The sequence below is a fragment of the Pseudomonas sp. GD03862 genome, assembly GCF_029840855.1.
In the GTDB taxonomy this organism is placed as follows: Bacteria; Pseudomonadota; Gammaproteobacteria; order Pseudomonadales; family Pseudomonadaceae; genus Aquipseudomonas; species Aquipseudomonas alloputida.
The window spans coordinates 83,415-103,698 of sequence record NZ_JAOCDI010000005.1; the positions used below are offsets into that span (position 1 = coordinate 83,415).

16 protein-coding genes and 1 pseudogene are annotated in these 20,284 nt (G+C 62.3%); 7 read left to right on the forward strand and 10 right to left on the reverse strand.

The genetic code is table 11. From position 1 onward, the window contains the following. The first annotated feature begins 81 nt into the window (after positions 1–81). The 3 genes from N5D53_RS05160 to N5D53_RS05170 are packed head-to-tail and all read left to right on the forward strand — an operon-like array spanning position 82 to position 4,872. Positions 82–1,041 (forward strand): HlyD family efflux transporter periplasmic adaptor subunit, encoded by a 960-nt coding sequence (locus N5D53_RS05160; RefSeq protein ID WP_104962773.1) that lies wholly within the window; start codon positions 82–84, stop codon positions 1,039–1,041. Next, entirely contained in the window at positions 1,038–3,758 is a 2,721-nt protein-coding gene (rbbA, locus tag N5D53_RS05165; protein ID WP_104962774.1) for a ribosome-associated ATPase/putative transporter RbbA, read from the forward strand. Before N5D53_RS05160 ends, rbbA begins: the two co-directional genes overlap by 4 nt. A 1-nt stretch (position 3,759) precedes the next feature. Next, entirely contained in the window at positions 3,760–4,872 is a 1,113-nt protein-coding gene (locus N5D53_RS05170; protein WP_064491267.1) for an ABC transporter permease, read from the forward strand. A 180-nt stretch (positions 4,873–5,052) separates the two neighbouring features. Here the strand turns inward: N5D53_RS05170 and N5D53_RS05175 are convergent, their stop codons facing one another. Both N5D53_RS05175 and N5D53_RS05180 read right to left on the reverse strand, forming a co-directional pair. Continuing rightward, positions 5,053–5,487: a type II toxin-antitoxin system PemK/MazF family toxin gene (locus N5D53_RS05175; protein WP_060489058.1), complete on the reverse strand. Its 435-nt coding sequence runs from the start codon at positions 5,485–5,487 to the stop codon at positions 5,053–5,055. 164 nt (positions 5,488–5,651) lie between these two features. Continuing rightward, complete coding sequence (locus N5D53_RS05180; RefSeq protein WP_003253671.1) at positions 5,652–6,056, reverse strand: flagellar basal body-associated protein FliL; 405 nt, start codon at positions 6,054–6,056, stop codon at positions 5,652–5,654. Between the two features lie 157 nt (positions 6,057–6,213). On the opposite strand from N5D53_RS05180, the gene N5D53_RS05185 reads away from it, so the two are divergent. Then, positions 6,214–7,191, forward strand: coding sequence for an NADPH:quinone oxidoreductase family protein (locus tag N5D53_RS05185; protein ID WP_266021935.1), 978 nt, complete (start codon positions 6,214–6,216; stop codon positions 7,189–7,191). Positions 7,192–7,401: 210 nt separating this feature from the next. Here N5D53_RS05185 and N5D53_RS05190 read toward each other — a convergent pair whose 3' ends face one another. The 5 genes from N5D53_RS05190 to trxA all read right to left on the reverse strand — a co-directional run bounded on the left by N5D53_RS05190 (position 7,402) and on the right by trxA (position 12,753). Continuing rightward, on the reverse strand, positions 7,402–8,052 hold the full coding sequence (locus N5D53_RS05190; RefSeq protein ID WP_020192777.1) for a gamma-glutamylcyclotransferase: 651 nt from the start codon (positions 8,050–8,052) through the stop codon (positions 7,402–7,404). A gap of 246 nt (positions 8,053–8,298) precedes the next feature. Then, positions 8,299–9,267, reverse strand: a complete 969-nt coding sequence (locus N5D53_RS05195; protein ID WP_010955736.1) for a CDP-6-deoxy-delta-3,4-glucoseen reductase — start codon at positions 9,265–9,267, stop codon at positions 8,299–8,301. Then, positions 9,267–10,733 (reverse strand): 4-hydroxy-3-polyprenylbenzoate decarboxylase, encoded by a 1,467-nt coding sequence (gene ubiD, locus N5D53_RS05200; protein WP_003253663.1) that lies wholly within the window; start codon positions 10,731–10,733, stop codon positions 9,267–9,269. The genes N5D53_RS05195 and ubiD overlap by 1 nt, the downstream gene beginning before the upstream one ends. 203 nt (positions 10,734–10,936) lie before the next feature. Continuing rightward, entirely contained in the window at positions 10,937–12,196 is a 1,260-nt protein-coding gene (gene rho, locus N5D53_RS05205) for a transcription termination factor Rho (RefSeq protein WP_003253661.1), read from the reverse strand. Between the two features lie 227 nt (positions 12,197–12,423). Next, positions 12,424–12,753 (reverse strand): thioredoxin TrxA, encoded by a 330-nt coding sequence (gene trxA, locus N5D53_RS05210; protein WP_003253660.1) that lies wholly within the window; start codon positions 12,751–12,753, stop codon positions 12,424–12,426. Between the two features lie 253 nt (positions 12,754–13,006). Here trxA and ppx point away from each other — a divergent pair, with 253 nt between their 5' ends. Beyond that, positions 13,007–14,509, forward strand: coding sequence for an exopolyphosphatase (ppx, locus tag N5D53_RS05215; protein WP_104962777.1), 1,503 nt, complete (start codon positions 13,007–13,009; stop codon positions 14,507–14,509). On the opposite strand, the gene ppk1 is transcribed toward ppx, so the two are convergent. Beyond that, on the reverse strand, positions 14,496–16,739 hold the full coding sequence (ppk1, locus tag N5D53_RS05220) for a polyphosphate kinase 1 (protein WP_104962778.1): 2,244 nt from the start codon (positions 16,737–16,739) through the stop codon (positions 14,496–14,498). The two genes, ppx and ppk1, sit on opposite strands and share 14 nt — an antisense overlap. A gap of 213 nt (positions 16,740–16,952) precedes the next feature. Between ppk1 and N5D53_RS05225 the strand changes: the two genes are divergently transcribed. Next, positions 16,953–17,597, forward strand: a complete 645-nt coding sequence (locus N5D53_RS05225) for a DedA family protein (RefSeq protein ID WP_080771103.1) — start codon at positions 16,953–16,955, stop codon at positions 17,595–17,597. Between the two features lie 501 nt (positions 17,598–18,098). Here the strand turns inward: N5D53_RS05225 and N5D53_RS05230 are convergent. After that, positions 18,099–18,725, reverse strand: a pseudogene (locus N5D53_RS05230) (sterol desaturase family protein); the annotation flags it as partial. Positions 18,726–18,837: 112 nt separating this feature from the next. Between N5D53_RS05230 and elbB the strand changes: the two are divergent. After that, entirely contained in the window at positions 18,838–19,497 is a 660-nt protein-coding gene (elbB, locus tag N5D53_RS05235) for an isoprenoid biosynthesis glyoxalase ElbB (protein ID WP_104962780.1), read from the forward strand. Positions 19,498–19,708: 211 nt separating this feature from the next. Here the strand turns inward: elbB and N5D53_RS05240 are convergent, their stop codons facing one another. Then, the gene (locus N5D53_RS05240; RefSeq protein ID WP_266021925.1) at positions 19,709–20,161 is read right to left on the reverse strand and encodes a YaiI/YqxD family protein; all 453 of its coding nucleotides are present in this window, start codon (positions 20,159–20,161) and stop codon (positions 19,709–19,711) included. Positions 20,162–20,284: the final 123 nt, after the last annotated feature.

A 20,284-nucleotide genomic window follows, 5' to 3' on the forward strand; every position in this document is an offset into this window, starting at 1 on the left:
TCAAGGGCTTGACCGATATCAACACGCCACACATGGCCGCCAGGCATGATGTACCGTGCATGACCGCAAGGATGCAGAACGATGAACCGATATGCCCCTAGAATCTTCGCCACTGCACTGATCGCACTGCTCGCTGCAGCCGGCGGGCTGGGGTACTGGAAGTCGCTCCACGACCAGTTGCCCGAAGGCCTGAGCATGGGCAACGGCCGCCTTGAAGCCACCGAAGTGCAGATCGCCAGCAAGATCCCCGGTCGCCTGGCCGAAGTACTGGTCGATGAAGGCGACAACGTGACCCGTGGCCAGCTACTGGCACGCATCGACACACGCACCATGGAAGCCCAGCGCAGCCAGGCCGAAGCCGAAGTGCTGCGCGCCCGGGAAAACTACGCCGCCGCCCAGGCCAGCGTGCAACTGCGCCAGAGTGAACTGCTGTTGGCCAGCCAGGAGCTCAAGCGCGTACGCGAAATCTTCCAGCGCAAGTTCGCCAGCCAGCAGTTGCTCGACCAACAGCAGGCGCGCTTTGACACGGCCAACGCAGCAGTAGTCGCTGCCCGCGCCCAACTGGCAGCGATCAAGGCCGCCATTGGCGCCGCCGAAGCCCAAGTGGCGCAGCTCACCAGTGAAATCGACGACAGCAGCTTGCGTGCGCCCATCAACGGCATCATCCAGCTGCGCCTGGCCGAACCCGGTGAAGTGCTGGGTGCCGGCGGCCGTGTGCTGATGCTGATCGACCCCAGCGACCAGTACATGAACCTGTACCTGCCGGCATCCATCAGCGGCCGACTGACCGTAGGCGACCAGGCGCGCATCGTGCTCGACGCCCTGCCCGAGCGCGCGCTGCCGGCCAAGGTGGCCTTTGTCGCAGCCAAGGCCCAGTTCACCCCCAAACAGGTGGAAACCCGCGACGAACGGCAAAAGCTGGTGTTCCGGGTCAAACTGCGCCTGAGCGACCCGGGCGCCGTGCCGCAAGCCAAACCAGGCATGCCAGGCGCCGGCTATGTACGCACGGCTGAGGTGGACTGGCCGGCCAACCTGCAATGAACGCCCCGGCACTGCTGGCCGAAGGCATCAGCCACCGTTACGGCGACCTGATAGCCCTCCACCCACTAGGCTTCAGCCTCCCTGTGGGTACCCGCTGCGCGCTGATCGGCCCTGACGGGGCTGGCAAATCGACCCTGCTGGGGCTGATCGCCGGCGTGAAACGCCTACAGCAGGGAGAGCTGCAGGTGCTGGGCGGCTCGATCCGCCAACGCCGCCATCGCACGGCGCTCTACCCCAAAGTGGCGTTCATGCCGCAGGGGCTGGGCAACAACCTGTACCCGGAACTGTCGATCAGCGAGAACATCCGTTTTTTTGCCACCCTGTTCGGGCTGGGCCGCCGTGAGTGTGAAAAGCGCATGGCCAATCTGTTGCAGGCCACCGACCTGCAGCGCTTTGCCCAGCGCCCGGCCGGCAAGCTGTCGGGAGGCATGAAGCAGAAGCTGGGCCTTTGCTGCGCGCTGATCCACGAGCCAGACCTGCTTATCCTGGACGAGCCGACCACCGGCGTCGACCCACTGTCGCGGCGGCGCTTCTGGGAGCTGGTTGAACAGGTTCGCGCACAACGCCCGCAACTGACCCTGCTGGTGGCTACCGCCTACATGGAAGAAGCCGAACAGTTCGAGCATTGCCTGATGCTCGATGGCGGCCGGCTGCTGGCCGCCGGCCCTAGCCACGAACTGGCTGCAGTCACCCCGAGCGGCAAGCTGGATGACGCCTTTACCCATTACCAGGGCGCGGGCAAGGCGCAGCATCAACCGCTGGCAATCCCGCCGCGCCAAGCCACGGACGGCCCGGTCGCCATCGAGGCACACGACCTGACCCTGCGCTTTGGCGACTTCACAGCGGTGAACAAGGTCAGTTTCGCCATTGGCCGCGGGGAGATCTTCGGCTTCCTGGGTTCCAACGGTTGCGGCAAGACCACCACCATGAAAGTGCTTACCGGCCTGATGCCGGCCAGCGAGGGCAGCGCCAGCCTGCTGGGTCGCCCGGTGGACGCCAGCGACCTGGCCACACGCAAGCGGGTCGGCTTCATGTCGCAGAGTTTCTCTCTGTATGGCGAGCTCAGCACCCGGCAGAACCTGGCCCTGCATGCCCGCCTGTTCGACTTGCCCAAAGCCGAGAGCGCCCAGCGCATCGATGAGCTGATCGAGCGCTTCGACCTCGCCGCTATCGCCGACCAACCGTCTGGCGCCCTGCCCCTTGGTTTGCGCCAGCGCCTGTCGCTGGCAGTGGCGGTTCTGCATCGCCCGGAAGTCTTGATCCTCGACGAACCGACCTCCGGCGTCGACCCCGCCGCCCGCGACGACTTCTGGCGCCTGCTGGTAGAACTGTCCCGCGAGCAGGGCGTGACCATTTTCCTCTCCACCCACTTCATGAACGAAGCCCAGCGCTGCGATCGTATTTCGCTGATGCACGCCGGGCAGGTGCTGGCCTGCGACACACCCGATTCCCTGCAGCACCAGTACCAGGGCGACACGCTGGAGGACGCGTTCGTCCGCTGCCTGGAACAGGCCCAGGAACTGGCCCCAGCCGCCACCGACAGCAGCGTGCTGGAACAGGCGTCCACCCCCACCCTACCGCTACGCCAGGGTTTCAGCCTGCGCCGCCTGATGGCAGTGGCCGGCCGTGAGGGCAAGGAGCTGCTGCGCGACAAGGTGCGCCTGGCCTTCGCCTTACTAGGTGCAGTGTTCATGATGGTGATCTTCGGCTACGGCATTTCACTGGATGTGGAAAACCTCGCCTTTGCCGTGCACGATCAGGACCAGAGCCCGCAAAGTCGTGCCTACCTCGAAGCCTTCCGTGGCTCACGCTACTTTGCCGAACAGGCACCGATCCGCGACAGCAGCGAGCTGCACCAGCGCCTGCAACGCTCGGAAATCAAACTGGCACTGGAGATTCCGCCCGGCTTTGGCCGCGACCTGTACGCAGGGCGCCAGCCGGTGGTGGCTGCCTGGCTCGACGGCGGCATGCCGTTCCGCGCAGAAACCAGCCGCAACTACGTGGAAGCCGTGCACCAGGCCAACCTGGAGCAACTGGCAAAGGCCAGCCCACAACCGCAGCCGCGCCAGGACCCGGTGCGCCTGGAAACGCGTTTCCGCTACAACCAGGATGTGGTCAGCGTGAACGCCATCGGCCCGGGCGTGATGGCACTGATACTGGCCTTCATTCCGGCCATGCTCACGGCACTGGGCATCGTGCGCGAGAAGGAGCTCGGCTCCATCACCAACTTCTACGCCACACCCCTCACCCGCCTGGAATTCCTGCTTGGCAAGCAGATGCCCTACCTGGCTGTGAGCCTGGTCAACCTAGCGCTGCTGGTGGCGATGAACCGCTGGCTGTTCGCCGTACCGCTCAAGGGCAGCGTACTGGCTTTGGCATGTGGCGGCGTAGCCTACCTGCTGGCAACCACCAGCCTGGGCCTGCTGATTTCGGCATTCACCCGCACCCAGATCGCCGCCATTCTTGGCACCATGATCATTACCAGCCTGCCGACCATCCAGTTTTCCGGGCTGATCGTGCCACGCTCGTCGCTGGACGGCGCGGCAGCGGTGATGGGCCAGTTGTTCCCGGCGGGCTACTTCCTCGACATCGCAGTCGGCACCTTCACCAAAGCCTTGGGCCTGCGCGAGTTGTGGCCGCAGTGCCTGATCCTGCTGAGCTTCTTTGCCGCATTCACCGGCCTGAGCCTGGCAATGCTGAAAAAGCAGGAGGCCTGACATGTCGCGCCTGAACCACACCCTGCGCCTGGGCCTGAAAGAACTGACCAGCCTGCGCCATGACAGCGTCCTGCTGCTGTTCCTGCTATATGCCTTCAGCGTGGCGATCTACATGCCGGCAGCCGGCTCGGTGATCGGCGTACACAACGCCAGCGTGGCGGTGGTGGATGAAGACCATAGCCTGCTCTCGCGCAAGCTCAGCGAAGCCCTGCAACCGCCCGAGTTCCAGCCAGCCGTGCCGCTGCCTCCGCAGCGCCTGGACCAGGCCATGGACAGCGGCCAGTACACCTTCGTCATCAACGTGCCGGTTAACTTCCAGAGCGACCTGCTGGCCGGGCGCTCGCCGGAACTGCAGATCAATGTCGATGCTACGGCCATGAGCCAAGCGTTCATGGGCGCCGGCTACATCGGCCGGATCTTCGAGCGTGAGCTGCTCGACTACAGCCAGCGTGGTAACGAGCAAAGCCCGGTGCTGATCAACCCCAAGGCGCTGTTCAACCCCAACCTGGAGGGGGGCTGGTTTCTGGCCGTGATCCAGATCGTCAACAACATCACCATCCTGGCGATCATCCTCACTGGCACCGCGCTGCTGCGCGAGCGTGAGCATGGCACCCTCGACCACCTGCTGGTGCTGCCGCTGACCGCGCTGGAGATCATGCTGGCCAAGATCGGCAGCAACGCGCTGGTGGTGGTGATCTGCACCTGGATTTCGTTGGTGGTAGTCGTCAAAGGTGCACTGGGCGTGCCGCTGTCTGGCTCGATGGGGCTGTTTTTGGCCGTGACCGCGCTGTACCTGTTCGCCAGTACATCGCTGGGCATTTTCCTCGCCACCCTGGCGCGCTCGACGCCGCAGTTCGGCCTGCTGGCGATCCCGGTGATCATCCCGATGCTGTTGCTGTCCGGCGGCAGCACACCTCTGGACAGCATGCCGCAGTGGCTGCAGTGGGTGATGCAAGGGTCACCCTCAACGCACTTTGTCAGCCTGAGTGCCGCAATCCTGTTCAGGGATGCCGGGTGGGCGGTGGTATGGCCGGATATCCTGGCGCTGACGCTGATCGGCCTGGTGTTCTTCAGCGTGGCCCTCGCGCGATTCCGCCGTACCCTGGCGTCCTGAAGGCATGCGCGAGCGTCCGCCGAAAATTGGAAAACTGGCACAAAGACAAAGGGCGCCTTTCGGCGCCCTACTCACAGACAGGTCGACTTGTCATCGCCATATACCTGCCCGGCTCTGTAATTGCTGGTTGAACCAGGATCCTCAGAGTCTTACAAGCCCCTTGCGGGAACAGGCTGATTATCACGCATCGAGCGTAACATTGACAACAGACCGCTCTGTTGCTGGATGTGTGAAACCCAGCGTAAAGCCAACTGCAGCCCTCACGGCGGCGAAATGCTCTGGCCGCATTGTAAAGGTCATGTATTCCCGACCACTTCCTTGCCGCGATTTGACCCGACATCTGTCCAATCTGGAGGTAGCCACCGTGTAGATCATGTCGCACTTGGCCCAGCATGTCAGGGCCGAACCAGGCAGATAACTCGGCAGCACAACGTGATGCCCTGCCATGTGATCCGGTGCAGTGGTACTCAACGGGACTATCGTCACTAACTGGCGATTTTGACTGTGCTTGCGAAGAACGACCACGGGACGCACCTTGATCATTTCAGGCACTTGAAAGCCTGAAAAGTCGCACATCAGTACAGTCGCCTCTTTCGGCTGGTACTTCAAAGCCATTGCCAACACTCTCGAGCAACTGAAGACAAGGCACAATCTAGCTTGGCCATGGCCCCAAAAACTGAAAACAGGCGGGCTTACAGGAAAGACAGAAGGGTCCTACACACGGGGTAAGCCTGAATTCAATCCAACTTACCAGTGATGGACCTCACACTGTTTCAGTGTCACTGCACAATCAGGTTGTTGAACAGCAGGTCCTCAACGATCGGCTTGCCCTCTTCCGCCTCCAGCACCTGCTGCACCTGTTTCAGCGCCTCTTGGCGTAGATGCTCCTTGGCCTCGACGTTGCTCATGCTGTCCACCGTCTGCTGGGTGAACAATGCCACCAGCTGGTTACGGATCAGCGGTTCGTGGTGCTTCACCGTCTTGGCCGCTTCGTCACCCGTCACGCGCAGGGCCACGTCAGCCTTGTACACGCGCAGCCGCGGGCTGCCGTCGAGCGCATAGTTGCCAACGAAGGGCGGGCTCAGACTGATGTAGGCGACCTTGGGCACCCCTTCCTTGGCTTCCTCGGCCATGGCCGCAGCCGGCAGCAGCAGCGCCAGCACCATCAAGATCCACGCTTTCACGAATTCGCTCCTCAATACAGTTGGCGCCAGCTTACCCAGCACACCGCTCAAACCCAAGCCCGGGCTTATGCCGGCCCATCAGGGCGGGCCATGCTCGTTGACCTGCCAAGCGGCCCTCCTACACTTATCGGCCACTACCCGCAAAGGAATAGCCCCGATGAAAGCTGTGTTGTGCAAAACCCTGGGTCCGGCGCGCAACCTGGTGCTGGAAGAGGTGGCCAGCCCACTGCCGAAGAAGAACGAGATCCTGCTGGACGTGCAGGCTGCCGGGGTCAACTTCCCCGACACCTTGATCATCGAAGGCAAGTACCAGTTCCAGCCACCGCTGCCGTTCTCTCCAGGTGGCGAGGCAGCGGGCGTGGTGGCCGCCGTCGGCGAAAAGGCCGGCGCGTTCAAGGTAGGCGACCGGGTCATGGCGCTCACCGGCTGGGGTGCGTTCGCCGAGCAAGTGGCGGTGCCGTTCTATAACGTTCTGCCGATCCCGGCGAGCATGGACTTCACCACCGCAGCGGCCTTCGGCATGACCTACGGCACCTCGATGCATGCCCTGCGCCAGCGTGGCCAGTTGCAAGCCGGCGAGACCCTGCTGGTACTGGGCGCTTCCGGCGGGGTGGGCCTGGCGGCGGTGGAGATCGGCAAGGCCATGGGCGCGCGGGTGATCGCGGCGGCCAGCAGTGCCGAGAAACTGGCCGTGGCCAAGGCTGCCGGGGCGGATGAGCTGATCGACTACAGCCAGGCCAACCTGCGCGAAGAAATCAAACGCCTGACCGGTGGCCAGGGCGTGGACGTGATCTATGACCCGGTCGGTGGCGAGCTGTTCGAACAAGCGGTGCGCGGGTTGGCCTGGAATGGCAGGCTGCTGGTGGTGGGTTTTGCCAGTGGCAGCATTCCACAGCTGGCGGCCAACCTGGTGCTGCTCAAGGGCGCGGCGGTACTGGGCGTGTTCTGGGGGGCATTTGCTCAGCGCCAGCCGGAGGACAATGCCGCCAACTTCCGCCAGCTGTTTGCCTGGCATGCCGAGGGCAAGTTGAAGCCGCTGGTGTCGCAGACTTATCCACTGGCAGAAGCCGGGGCTGCTATCGAGAAGCTGGGGCAACGGCAGGCTGTAGGTAAGTTGGTGGTGCTGGCCAGGTAAGGCAGTAGCGGCCCCTTCGCGGGTAAACCCGCTCCTACAGGTAGGGAATATGCAGTTCCTGTAGGAGCGGGTTTACCCGCGAATACGGTGGTGGCGGCAACGGTGAACGGCGGCTGGGGATTGGCCTGCAGGCCCGGCCCTTTCGCGGGTAAACCCGCTCCTACAGGCGACCGTGCAGGGTTTACCCGCGAAGAGGCCGGAACTGGTTGTTCACACTTCGCGCAGATTGTGGCAACGCCTGAATCGCGCTTCCAGGTTGCGATCGGGCATCTGGTGACTGCGCAGTGCATTCAAGGTCTGCTCGACATACTCCCGCGTGGTGCCATAACGCCCCTTGGCACTGGCCAGGATCTGGCTGAGCAAGGTATCCGGCAAGTTGCCGGCATAGCACGGCAGATGCCGCTCCAGTACAAAGCCCAAGGCCTGCACCTTGCTACCATCGCCCAGGCGGCAGTTGAGCCAGTGCGGCCGGTATGCCGGATAGGGCATCTCGCGTTGCCACAGGGCCATCAGTGAGTCGTCCAGGTTGCGTTCATCCAGCCGGTAGGCAAAGCCGCTGCAGGAACCACCGCGGTCCAGGCCAAACACCAGGCCGGGCGTTTCCGGGGTACCGCGATGTTCATGCGACCACAGGTACAAGCCACGGTGATAGCCATGTACCCGCGCGCGCTGGCGCTCCACCGAATTGCACTCTGGGCGCCAGATCAACGAGCCATAGGCAAACAGCCACACCGGCCCGCCCTGATGCCTGGACATGGTTGTCTTCATGGAGCTGAACAACTGTTCGCGAGTATGTTGCTGACCGAAATCAAGTGCCGGAGGGTATGAAACTTCCCAAGACATACTTTCAAGTGCCGACATAAGCTGCCGCCATTATTCCTGTGAACTACAGATGTAGCGAGATTCGATTACGCTGCGGCCCGAGGCCGCTTTACCAAGGGCGCTTGCAGTAACCATAGGCCAGAATTGCAGGAATACTCAAGCCTTTGAGCACGCGTTTCATACACGGCCCCGACGACTGGGAAGTACTATTTCAGCAGCGGTGAAAGTTATTGGCCAAGGCGGTAACAATTACCGCCTTATACCGATACTTTCAAACTTCGGTTATTAACCGCGCGGCGCGTAGGCAAACACATCGGCACGCATGCGGTGCGCATCCATACCGGCTTCGACCAGGGCGTCGAGCGTGGCATAGATCATGTTCGGTGAGCCGCTGGCATACACATGCACGCTATTGAGGTCGGCAATGTCTTCGCAGACCGCTTCATGCAGCATGCCGCAGCGGCCTTCCCAGCCGCACAGGTCGCTGACCACTTGATGCAGGAACAGGTTAGGCAGGCGCTGCCATTCGTCCCAGTGTTCGATCTGATAGAAATCCTCCGGCCGGCGTACCCCCCAGTACAGGTGTACCGGGTGCTTGAAGCCCTGAGCCCGGCAGTGCTCGACCAGGCTGTGCATCTGGCCCATGCCGGTGCCAGCGGCAATCAGCACCAGCGGCCCGTCAGGCAGCTCGGCCAGGTGGGTGTCGCCAAACGGCATTTCGATGCGCGCCAGGCCATCTCGCCTGAGCTGGTCGATCAGTTGCACCGCACTGGGCTCACGCGCCAGCACATGCAGTTCCAGTTCACGCCCGGCATGTGGCGCGGACGCCAGGGAGAAGGCTGCCTGCTTGCCGCCCTCACGTTCGATCATCAGGTATTGCCCCGCGTGGTAGCGCAGAGGCTTGCCGGCAGGCGCACGCAGGCGCACCCGCCAGACGTCGCCGCCGACGTCGACGCACTCACTGACGCTGCACGCCAGCTTGCGCACTGGCAGTTCGCCCAAGGCAAGCACACCGTCCCAGAGCAACACGCAGTCCTCCAGCGGTTCGGCAATGCAGGTGAACAACTCGCCATGGTCGCGGACTTCGCCATCCTGGCGAACCCGCCCTTCAACCAACAACGCGGCGCAAACATGGCAATTGCCATTGCGGCAGCTGTTTGGGCAGTCATAGCCCAGCCGCCGTGCTCCATCCAGGATCCTTTCCCCGGGTTCAAGCGCCAGCACCGCCCCGGACGGCTGCAACGTTACCTGCATCAATCTATTCCCAACTGATCCCACAGCTCATCGATACGGCGGGTGACGGCCTCATCCTTGACGATGACCCGGCCCCATTCGCGTGTAGTCTCGCCCGGCCACTTGTGAGTAGCGTCCAGGCCCATCTTCGAACCCAGCCCCGACACCGGTGACGCAAAGTCCAGGTAGTCGATCGGGGTGTTGTCAATCATTACCGTATCACGCTTGGGGTCCATGCGCGTGGTAATGGCCCAGATCACATCGTTCCAGTCACGAGCGTTGATATCGTCATCGGTGACAATAACGAACTTGGTGTACATGAACTGTCGCAGGAACGACCACACACCCAGCATTACGCGCTTGGCGTGGCCGGGGTACTGTTTCTTCATGGTCACCACCGCCATGCGGTACGAGCAGCCTTCCGGCGGCAGGTAGAAGTCGGTGATTTCCGGGAACTGCTTCTGCAGGATCGGCACGAAAACTTCGTTCAATGCCACGCCGAGAATGGCCGGCTCATCTGGCGGCCGGCCGGTGTAGGTGCTGTGGTAGATCGGTTTTTGCCGGTGGGTGATGCGCTCGACGGTGAACACCGGGAAACTGTCCACTTCGTTGTAGTAGCCCGTGTGATCGCCGTACGGGCCTTCCGGGGCCATTTCGCCCGGGTGGATCACCCCCTCCAGGATGATCTCGGCGGTTGCCGGTACCTGCAGGTTGCTGCCACGGCACTTGACCAGCTCGGTGCGATTGCCTCGCAGCAGGCCGGCGAAGGCGTACTCGGAGAGGGTGTCCGGGACCGGGGTCACCGCACCGAGAATGGTCGCCGGGTCAGCGCCCAGGGCCACGGCGACCGGAAACGGCTGGCCGGGGTTCTTCTCGCACCACTCTCGGTAGTCGAGGGCGCCGCCACGGTGGCTGAGCCAGCGCATGATCACCTTGTTGCGGCCGATCACCTGCTGGCGGTAGATGCCCAGGTTCTGGCGGTCCTTGTTCGGGCCACGGGTCACGGTGAGGCCCCAGGTAATCAGCGGCGCCACGTCGCCAGGCCAGCAGTGCTGAATCGGCAGCGTGCCAAGGTCGACATCGTCACCCTCGACCACCACTTCCTGGCACACCGCGTCCTTGACCACTTTTGGCGCCATCGACACGACCTTCTTGAAGATCGGCAACTTCGACCAGGCGTCCTTCAGGCCCTTGGGCGGCTCGGGCTCCTTGAGGAAGGCCAGCAGCTTGCCGATTTCCCGCAGTTCGCTGACCGACTCGGCGCCCATGCCCATGGCCACCCGCTCCGGAGTACCGAACAGGTTGCCCAGCACTGGGATGTCGAAGCCGGTGGGCTTTTCGAACAACAATGCCGGGCCCTTGGCGCGCAGGGTGCGGTCGCAGACCTCGGTCATTTCCAGGACGGGGGAGATCGGTACCTGGATGCGCTTGAGTTCGCCGCGCTGTTCCAGGCCACGGATGAAGTCGCGCAAGTCGCGATACTGCATGCAGGAGCCTCGTGTTGGCCGTATCGGTCGGGGTGCAGAGTGTAGCGCCGTTCGAGGCCTGTTTGGGGGCAAAAATGCACTGGGGCCGCCTTGCGCCCCTTCGCAGGCACGCCCGCCCCCACAAGGATTGTATTTAACCTGTGGGAGCGGGCGTGCCCGCGAAGGGCCGCAAGGCGGCCCCAATTACTGCCTGATCGGGAAGCTTACTTGCGCTTCATCGACAGGAAGAACTCATCGTTGGTCTTGGTCTGCTTGAGCTTGTCGACCAGGAACTCGATGGCAGCGATTTCGTCCATCGGGTGCAGCAGCTTGCGCAGAATCCACATACGCTGCAGCTCGTCGTCAGCGGTCAGCAACTCTTCGCGGCGGGTGCCGGAGCGGTTGATGTTGATGGCCGGGAACACACGCTTCTCAGCGATGCGGCGGTCCAGCGGCAGCTCCATGTTGCCGGTACCCTTGAACTCTTCGTAGATCACTTCGTCCATCTTCGAGCCGGTTTCAACCAGCGCAGTGGCGATAATGGTCAGCGAACCGCCTTCCTCGATGTTACGCGCAGCACCGAAGAAGCGCTTGGGCTTCTCGAGGGCGTGGGCGTCGACACCACCGGTCAGCACCTTGCCGGAGCTCGGGATCACGGTGTTGTAGGCACGTGCCAGTCGAGTGATCGAGTCCAGCAGGATAACCACATCTTTCTTGTGCTCGACCAGGCGCTTAGCCTTCTCGATCACCATCTCGGCAACCTGCACGTGGCGGGTTGGCGGCTCGTCGAAGGTGGAAGCAACCACTTCGCCACGCACGGTGCGCTGCATTTCGGTCACTTCTTCCGGGCGCTCGTCGATCAGCAGGACGATCAGGTGGCACTCAGGGTTGTTGCGGGTGATGTTGGCCGCAATGTTCTGCAGCATGATCGTCTTACCGGCTTTCGGCGGGGCAACGATCAGGCCGCGCTGGCCTTTGCCGATAGGGGCGCACAGGTCGATGACGCGACCGGTCAAGTCTTCGGTGGAGCCGTTACCGGCCTCCATCTTCAGGCGCTTGTTCGGGAACAGCGGCGTCAGGTTTTCGAACAGGATCTTGTTCTTCGCGTTTTCCGGACGGTCGAAGTTGATGGTATCGACCTTCAGCAGGGCGAAGTAACGCTCCCCTTCCTTCGGTGGGCGGATCTTGCCGACGATGGTGTCGCCGGTACGCAGGTTGAAACGGCGGATCTGGCTGGGCGAGACATAGATGTCGTCTGGGCCGGCCAGGTAGGACGCATCAGCCGAACGCAGGAAACCGAAACCATCCTGGAGAATCTCCAGCACGCCGTCACCCGAGATCTCTTCGCCGCTTTTCGCATGCTTCTTCAGCAGGGCGAAAATCACGTCCTGTTTGCGCGAACGGGCCATGTTTTCGATGCCCATCTGTTCGGCCATTTCCAAAAGATCGGTAATCGGCTTTTGCTTGAGTTCAGTCAGGTTCATAAGGGGAATGACGTAATCATGTAAGAAGGGAGAATTAAGCTTCTGGCTTAATGAGGCCGCGCCGCTGGATGGCGACAGGATCGCGTACTGATTCGAATTAGGGATGCTTCGGCGACGGCATGTAGAGGGCACTGGAAAAGCAGTGCGAGGCCGAATGTAACACTTGCTTTTTTCTGCGTCTAGTGCTCTGAAAAAGAAAAGCCCCGCATTTGCGGGGCCTTTTCACATCACAGGTGGGCGTCGAGGAATGCGGCCAGCTGCGATTTGGACAGTGCACCAACCTTGGTGGCTTCGACGTTGCCGTTCTTGAACAGCATCAGCGTCGGGATACCACGCACACCGTGCTTGGCCGGGGTTTCCTGGTTCTCGTCGATGTTCAGCTTGGCGACGGTCAGTTTGCCCTCGTAGGTGGAAGCGATGTCGTCCAGAACCGGAGCGATCATCTTGCATGGACCGCACCATTCAGCCCAGTAGTCGACCAGTACCGCGCCTTCGGCCTTCAGGACATCGGCTTCGAAGGAGGCGTCGGTGACATGTTTGATCAGATCGCTGCTCATGGATATCTCCAGGGTCGTAAGCAAAAAACGTGGCCCATGATAGCCGCACCTACGCCGGACAGGAAGCCACGGACGATTGAGTGTAACTATAGTTGCGCAAGACGCCGCGAATCGAAACTGTCATATGGCCGTCATAGAATCGAATGGCACATTGCCTTGCATCAAGGCCAGTACAACGGCTGAGTGTCACGCGTTGGCGATAGCCTGCTATCGTGGCACGATTGCCAGGTTAACGACCGAGAACAACCAGATCATGCCGCATACCATCGCGAAGAACCTGTCCCTGATCGCCGCCATCGACCTTGGCTCCAACAGTTTTCACATGGTCGTGGCCAAGGCCCACCATACCGAAATCCGCATCCTTGAGCGGCTCGGCGAGAAGGTTCAACTGGCCGCAGGCATCGACGAAGAGCGCATGCTCAGTGAAGAGGCAATGGAACGAGGCCTGGATTGCCTCAAGCGCTTTTCCCAGCTGATCAACGGCATGCCGGCAGGCTCCGTGCGTATCGTCGGCACCAACGCCTTGCGCGAAGCGCGCAACCGTAACGAATTCATCCAGCGCGCCGAAGCCATCCTCGGCCACCCGGTGGAAGTCATCTCCGGCCGTGAAGAGGCGCGCCTGATCTACCTGGGCGTGTCGCACACCCTGGCCGACACACCCGGCAAGCGCCTGGTGGCCGACATCGGCGGCGGCAGTACCGAATTCATCATTGGCCAGCGCTTCGAGCCGCTGCTGCGCGAAAGCCTGCAGATGGGTTGCGTGAGCTTTACCCAGCGCTATTTCCGCGACGGCAAGATCACCCCGGCCCGCTATGCCCAGGCCTACACTGCCGCGCGCCTGGAACTGATGAGCATCGAAAATGCCCTGCACCGCCTGACCTGGGATGAGGCCATCGGCTCATCCGGCACCATTCGCGCCATCGGCGCGGCCATCAAGGCCGGCGGCCTGGGCAATGGCGAGGTCAACGCCGAAGGCCTGGCCTGGGTCAAACGCAAGCTGTTCAAGCTGGGCGAAGTCGACAAGATCGACTTCGACGGCGTCAAACCAGACCGCCGCGCTATCTTCCCGGCGGGCTTGGCGATTCTCGAAGCCATCTTCGATGCCCTTGAACTGCACCGCATGGACCACTGCGACGGCGCCCTGCGCGAAGGTGTGCTGTTCGATCTGCTCGGCCGCCACCACCACGAAGACGTGCGCGAACGCACCCTGAACTCGCTGATGGAGCGCTATCACGTGGACCAGGGCCAGGCTGCGCGCGTCGAGCGCAAGGCGTTGCACGCATTCGACCAAGTGGCCGATGCCTGGGACCTGAAAGACGGAAACTGGCGCGATCTACTGGGCTGGGCTGCGAAAGTGCACGAAATCGGGCTGGACATTGCCCATTATCACTACCACAAGCACGGCGCCTATCTGATCGAGCACTCGGACCTGGCAGGCTTTTCCCGGGAAGATCAGCAGATGATGGCCCTACTGGTGCGCGGCCACCGCCGAAACATTCCCAAGGACCGTTACGCCGAACTGGGTGATGAAGGGGTCAAGCTGCTGCGCCTGTGCGTACTGCTGCGCTTTGCCATCCTGTTCCACCACATCCGCGGCACCCAGCAGATGCCAACGGTAGAACTGCACGGCGGGGACAACAGCCTGGATGTAGCCTTCCCTGAAGGTTGGCTGCAGCAGAACCAGCTGACCCAGGCCGACTTCGCCAACGAGGCGGAGTGGCTGGCCCGGGTCGGCTTCGTCCTCAGCGTACGTTGAGGACCGGGTTGCTCAGGCGCTCCAGCAGGGTCGCCTGAACGCTGCGCGGGTTCTGGTTGCCGGTCGGGGTGCTGCGCACGTAGCGCCCGTCTGGCTGCAAGGTCCAGGCGTGGGTATTGTCGGTCAGGTAGCCTTCCAGCTCCTTCTTCACCCGCAGCAACAGTTTCTTGCCTTCCACCGGGAAGCAGGTCTCGACACGCTTGTCGAGGTTGCGCTCCATCCAGTCGGCGCTGGACAGGTAGATCTGCTCTTCGCCGCCATTGAGGAAGTAGAACACCCGCGTGTGCTCGAGGAAGCGGCCAATGATCGAGCGCACCTGGATGTTGTGCGAAACCCCCGGAATGCCCGGGCGCAGGCAGCACATGCCACGCACCACCAAGTCGATTTTCACGCCCGACTGGCTGGCCTTGTACAGCGCCTTGATGACTTTGGCGTCGGTCAGCGAGTTGAACTTGGCGATGATGTGCGCCGGTTTGCCTTCGAGGGCAAACTGGGTTTCCCGCGCAATCATGTCGAGCATGCCCTTTTTCAGGGTGAACGGCGCATGCAGCAGCTTCTTCATGCGCAGGGTCTTGCCCATGCCGATCAGCTGGCTGAACAGCTTGCCGACGTCTTCGGTGAGCGCATCGTCAGAAGTCAGCAGGCTGTAGTCGGTGTACAGGCGGGCGTTGCCGGCGTGGTAGTTGCCGGTGCCCAGGTGCGCGTAACGCACGATCTCGCCCTGCTCGCGGCGCAGAATCAGCATCATCTTGGCGTGGGTCTTGAAGCCAACCACACCGTAGATCACTACCGCACCAGCCGCTTGCAGGCGGCTGGCCATCTGCAGGTTGGACTCTTCGTCAAAACGCGCACGCAACTCGATCACCGCAGTGACCTCCTTGCCGTTACGCGCCGCGTCCACCAGGGCGTCGACGATTTCCGAGTTAGCCCCCGAGCGGTACAGAGTCTGGCGCACAGCGAGCACGTGCGGGTCCTTGGCGGCCTGGCGCAACAGGTCGACCACTGGCGTGAAGGACTCGAACGGGTGCATCAGCAGGATGTCCTGCTTGCTGATCACACTGAAAATGTTGTCAGCGTTCGCCAGCAGCTTGGGGATCGCCGGGGTGAACGGTGTGTATTGCAGCTCCGGGTGGCTGTCCAGGCCGGTGATGCTGAACAGGCGGGTGAGGTTGACCGGGCCATTGACCTGGTACAGCTCACTTTCGCTGAGGCTGAACTGCTTCAACAGGTAGTCCGACAGGTGTTTCGGGCAGGTGTCGGCCACTTCCAGGCGCACGGCGTCACCGTAGCGGCGCGAGAACAGCTCGCCGCGCAGCGCGCGGGCCAGGTCGTCGACCTCTTCAGAGTCAAGCGCCAGGTCGGCGTTGCGCGTCAGACGGAACTGATAGCAGCCCTTCACCTTCATGCCCTGGAACAGGTCGTCGGCGTGCGCGTGGATCATCGACGACAGGAACACGTAGTTTGCGCCCGGGCCGCCCACCTCTTCCGGCACGCGAATAACCCGCGGCAGCAGGCGTGGTGCCGGAATGATCGCCAGCCCCGAGTCGCGACCGAAGGCGTCCACCCCCTCGAGCTCGACTATGAAGTTGAGGCTCTTGTTCACCAGCAGCGGGAACGGGTGAGTCGGGTCGAGGCCAATCGGAGTAATGATCGGGGCAATTTCGTCGCGGAAGTAGCGGCGTACCCAGGTCTTGAGCTTGGGTGTCCAGTAGCGGCGGCGGATGAAGCGGATCTGGTGCTTTTCCAGCTCAGGCAGCAGCACGTCGTTGAGGATCGCGTACTGGCGCTCCACCTCGAAGTGCACCAGTTCGCTGATACGCGCCAGCGCCTGGTGCGGCTGCAGGCCATCGGCGCCGGCCTGTTCACGGGCGAAGTTGATCTGCTTCTTCAGGCCGGCGACTCGAATCTCAAAGAACTCGTCAAGGTTGCTGGAGAAGATCAACAGGAACTTGAGGCGTTCCAGCAGCGGGTAGTTCTCGTCCAGTGCCTGCTCCAGCACCCGGATATTGAACTGCAGTTGCGAGAGTTCGCGATGAATGTACAGGCTGCTGTCGTCCAGACCAGGGACGGCGATGGCCGGGGACGGCGCGGGCACCGGAGCCACAGGCTCGACCACCTGTTCCGCTACAGGCTCGGCCACCGGAGGCAGGTCTGGCGGGGTCTGCAGCATCTCTTCTGGGAGCTCCTGAGCATCCTTGATCGCGACAGGGCTTAGCACTTCATTATTCATCTGGCGTTCCTGAGGACGTTAACGCCCTATCATCTATTGAGCGGCAAGATAAGCGCTCATTATGACGCCCGTGTTACACACATGGGCAAGCCGTGGCAAGTGGCTTGTGGCATTGTCTGCGCTGGAAATGTTCACGTCGAGACACATTTGGACACTTTCACGAACGCGCGCGAAGGGGTAGGCTGCGCGTTCATTTCGCCAGCACCTCAGAAAATGCTTCAACAATTCCTGCAGGATTTCGGCTACTTCGCCCTTTTTCTAGGCACCTTCTTTGAAGGCGAGACCATTCTGGTGCTTGCGGGATTCCTTGCGTTCCGCGGTTACATGGATATCAATCTGGTATGCCTGGTGGCCTTCTTCGGCAGCTACGCGGGCGACCAGTTGTGGTACTTCATGGGCCGACGCCACGGGCGCAGGATCCTGGCGCGCAAGCCGCGCTGGCAGGCAATGGGTGACCGGGCGCTGGACCACATCCGCCGCCACCCCGATATCTGGGTGCTGAGCTTCCGCTTTGTCTATGGTTTGCGCACGGTCATGCCGGTGGCCATCGGCCTGTCGGGTTACCCGCCACGCCGTTACCTGCTGTTGAACGGGATTGGCGCGGGCGTCTGGGCAGTGGCCCTGGGCGCCGCCGCCTACCACTTCGGCGCCATCCTCGAAGGCTTGCTGGGCAACGTCAAGCGTTACGAGCTATGGGTGCTTGGCGGCCTGGTGGCGCTGGGCGGCCTGCTGTGGCTGCGCCGGCGCTTCCGTACTCTGCGCGCGGAGCGCAGGGCGGCGAGCCAGGCCCAGCCCCCAGAGGCTGAGCAGGCTGTAGGCCACGAGCAGAAGCCAGGCCAGCGGCGCGACCACCGCTAAGCCCAAGGCGCCGGCCAGGTACAATGCCGGCGCATTCAGACACAACCGCGCCAACTCCAGGCGTGCAGACCAGGGCCGGTTCTCCAGCAACGCGCCCAGCACGAACAAACCGAACGCCATCAGTGACCAGCCGAGCACCAGCGCGGCGGCCGACACGCGGTCAGCCACGTCCATCAGGTAGCTGCCCAAGGCCACATAAACCACGAACTGCGCCGCCACATAGGCTTGTTGCCCGCGCCCCAGGGCAATCTCGAACTTGTGAAACAGCGCCAGGTCCTGTTTGGCCTGTGGGTAGCGTGCGGCCACATCGGCCGGGCGCCAGCCGGTAGGCATGAACCAGATACGCAGCTTGTCCCACAGGCTGGTGGTGCGCCGGGCGTCATGCCAGAGCTGGGCATAGAACTGCAGGTTGGCCCATAGCGGGTTCCAGCTGGCCAGCGGCGTGGTCACCCCGAACACCACGGGCTCGGCCGGGTCCTCCTCCTTGAAAGTGCCGAACAGACGGTCCCAGAGAATGAACACACCACCGTAATTGCGATCCAAGTAAGCAGGGTTTTGCGCATGGTGGACGCGATGATTGGACGGCGTGATCAACACCCACTCCAGCCAGCCAAGCTTGGGAATATGCCGGGTATGTACCCAGAACTGATACAGCAGGTTGAGCGAGGCCACGGTAATGAACACCAGTGGCGGCACGCCCAGCAGCGCCAGCGGCAGGTAGAACAGCCACGAGAAGATGAACCCGCTACTGGTCTGGCGCAGCGCCGTGGTGAGGTTGTACTCCTCGCTCTGGTGATGCACAGAGTGCGCAGCCCACAGCACGTTGCGCTCATGCCCCAGGCGGTGCAGCCAGTAGTAACAGAAGTCGTACAGGACAAAGGCCAGCAACCAGACCCACCCTGCCTGCGCCGGCAATTGCAGCAGCGCCAGGTGCTCGAAGGCCAGGGCATAGGTGACCAGCCCTACGCCTTTGGTCAGCAGGCCGGTACTGGTCGACAGTGCGCCGGTACTCAGGCTGTTGATCGAGTCGGCCAGGGTGAAATTGTGCTGGCCGCGCACGCGGTCGGCGACCAGCTCGACGGCTATCAGCACAAAAAAGAACGGTACGGCCAACAGTATCAGGTCCATGGGCGCGACCTCAGGTGTTATCCACCAAGATTAGGCCGCCCCCGCAGGAATCCCTATGGCGACATCTGCCAAACTAGAGGACATTTAGCGCCTCGACACTGGAGTAATGAGCATGACAAAAAAAGTAGCGGTGATTCTTTCCGGCTGTGGCGTGTATGACGGCGCCGAAATCCACGAAAGCGTGATCACTCTGCTGCGCCTCGACCAGCGCGGTGCGCAGGTGCAGTGCTTCGCGCCGAACATCGCACAGATGCATGTAATCAACCATCTGACCGGCGAAGAAATGCCCGAATCGCGCAATGTACTGGTGGAGTCGGCGCGCATCGCCCGCGGCGAGGTCAAGGATATCCGTGAGGCCAAGGCCGAAGACTTCGATGCGCTGATCGTGCCGGGCGGTTTCGGGGTCGCTAAAAACCTGTCCAACTTTGCCGTGGAAGGCGCCAACTGCAGCGTGAACCCAGACGTGCTGGCCTTGGCCGAAGCCTTTGCCGACGCCTGCAAACCCGTAGGCCTGATCTGCATCTCGCCGGCGCTGGCGGCGAAGATCTACGGGCCGGGCGTGGTCTGCACCATCGGGCGCGATGCCGGCACTGCGGCGGCTGTCGAAAAGATGGGCGGCACCCATGAAGAATGCGATGTACACGACATTGTCGAAGACACCCAGCGCAAGCTCGTGACTACCCCGGCGTACATGGAGGCCAAGTCGATCAGCGAGGCGGCGGGCGGGATCTACAAGCTGGTGGACCGAGTGCTGGAGCTGACGCACGAGTAAGTTACTGCGTCGGCTTCTTCGCGGGCATGCCCGCTCCCACAGGTCCAGCGCAGGCTTCAAGGCCACGCGGTACCTGTGGGGCAACTTCGCGATAGCCTGTGGGGCAACTGCGCGATCGCTTGTAGGAGCGGGTTTACCCGCGAACACCGGCAGAGCCGGTGCCATCCACCGCGCCAGCCTGGGCTGTCGCTACAGGAACCGGTGTCAGCGCTCAGCCTTTCGAGAGCCGGGCAATGATCCGGTCCAGTGCATTGGCAAACGCCTGTTTCTCACGTTCGCCATAGGCCGCCTGCCCGCCCCCCACCTGGCCCTGCTCACGCAGCTCGGTGAACAGGTTGCGCGCCGCCAGGCGGTCGCCCATGTTGCGCTCGTCGAACTCGCGCCCACGCGGGTCCAGCGCGGCCACGCCCTTTTTCACCAGGCGGTCGGCCAGCGGCACGTCACTGCAGATCACCAGCTCGCCCGGCACGGCGTTCTCCACAATGTAATCGTCGGCCGCATCCATGCCGCTGGGCACCACGATCAGGCGCACGATCGCGAACGCCGGCTTGGCCACCGCCTGCCCCGCCACCATCACCACCTCGAACTTGCGCTTGAGGGCGAACTTGACGATCAGATCCTTGGCCGCCTTGGGGCAGGCGTCGGCATCGATCCATACACGCATTGGACACTCTCTACATGAACTCAATGCGCCCATCATGCCTGAAGCGCAGCGAAAGCTGGAGCAGGCCAGCGCTGGAAAAATGGCGCCAAAATTTCAATTACCGCTTATCCGACCCCGCCACTC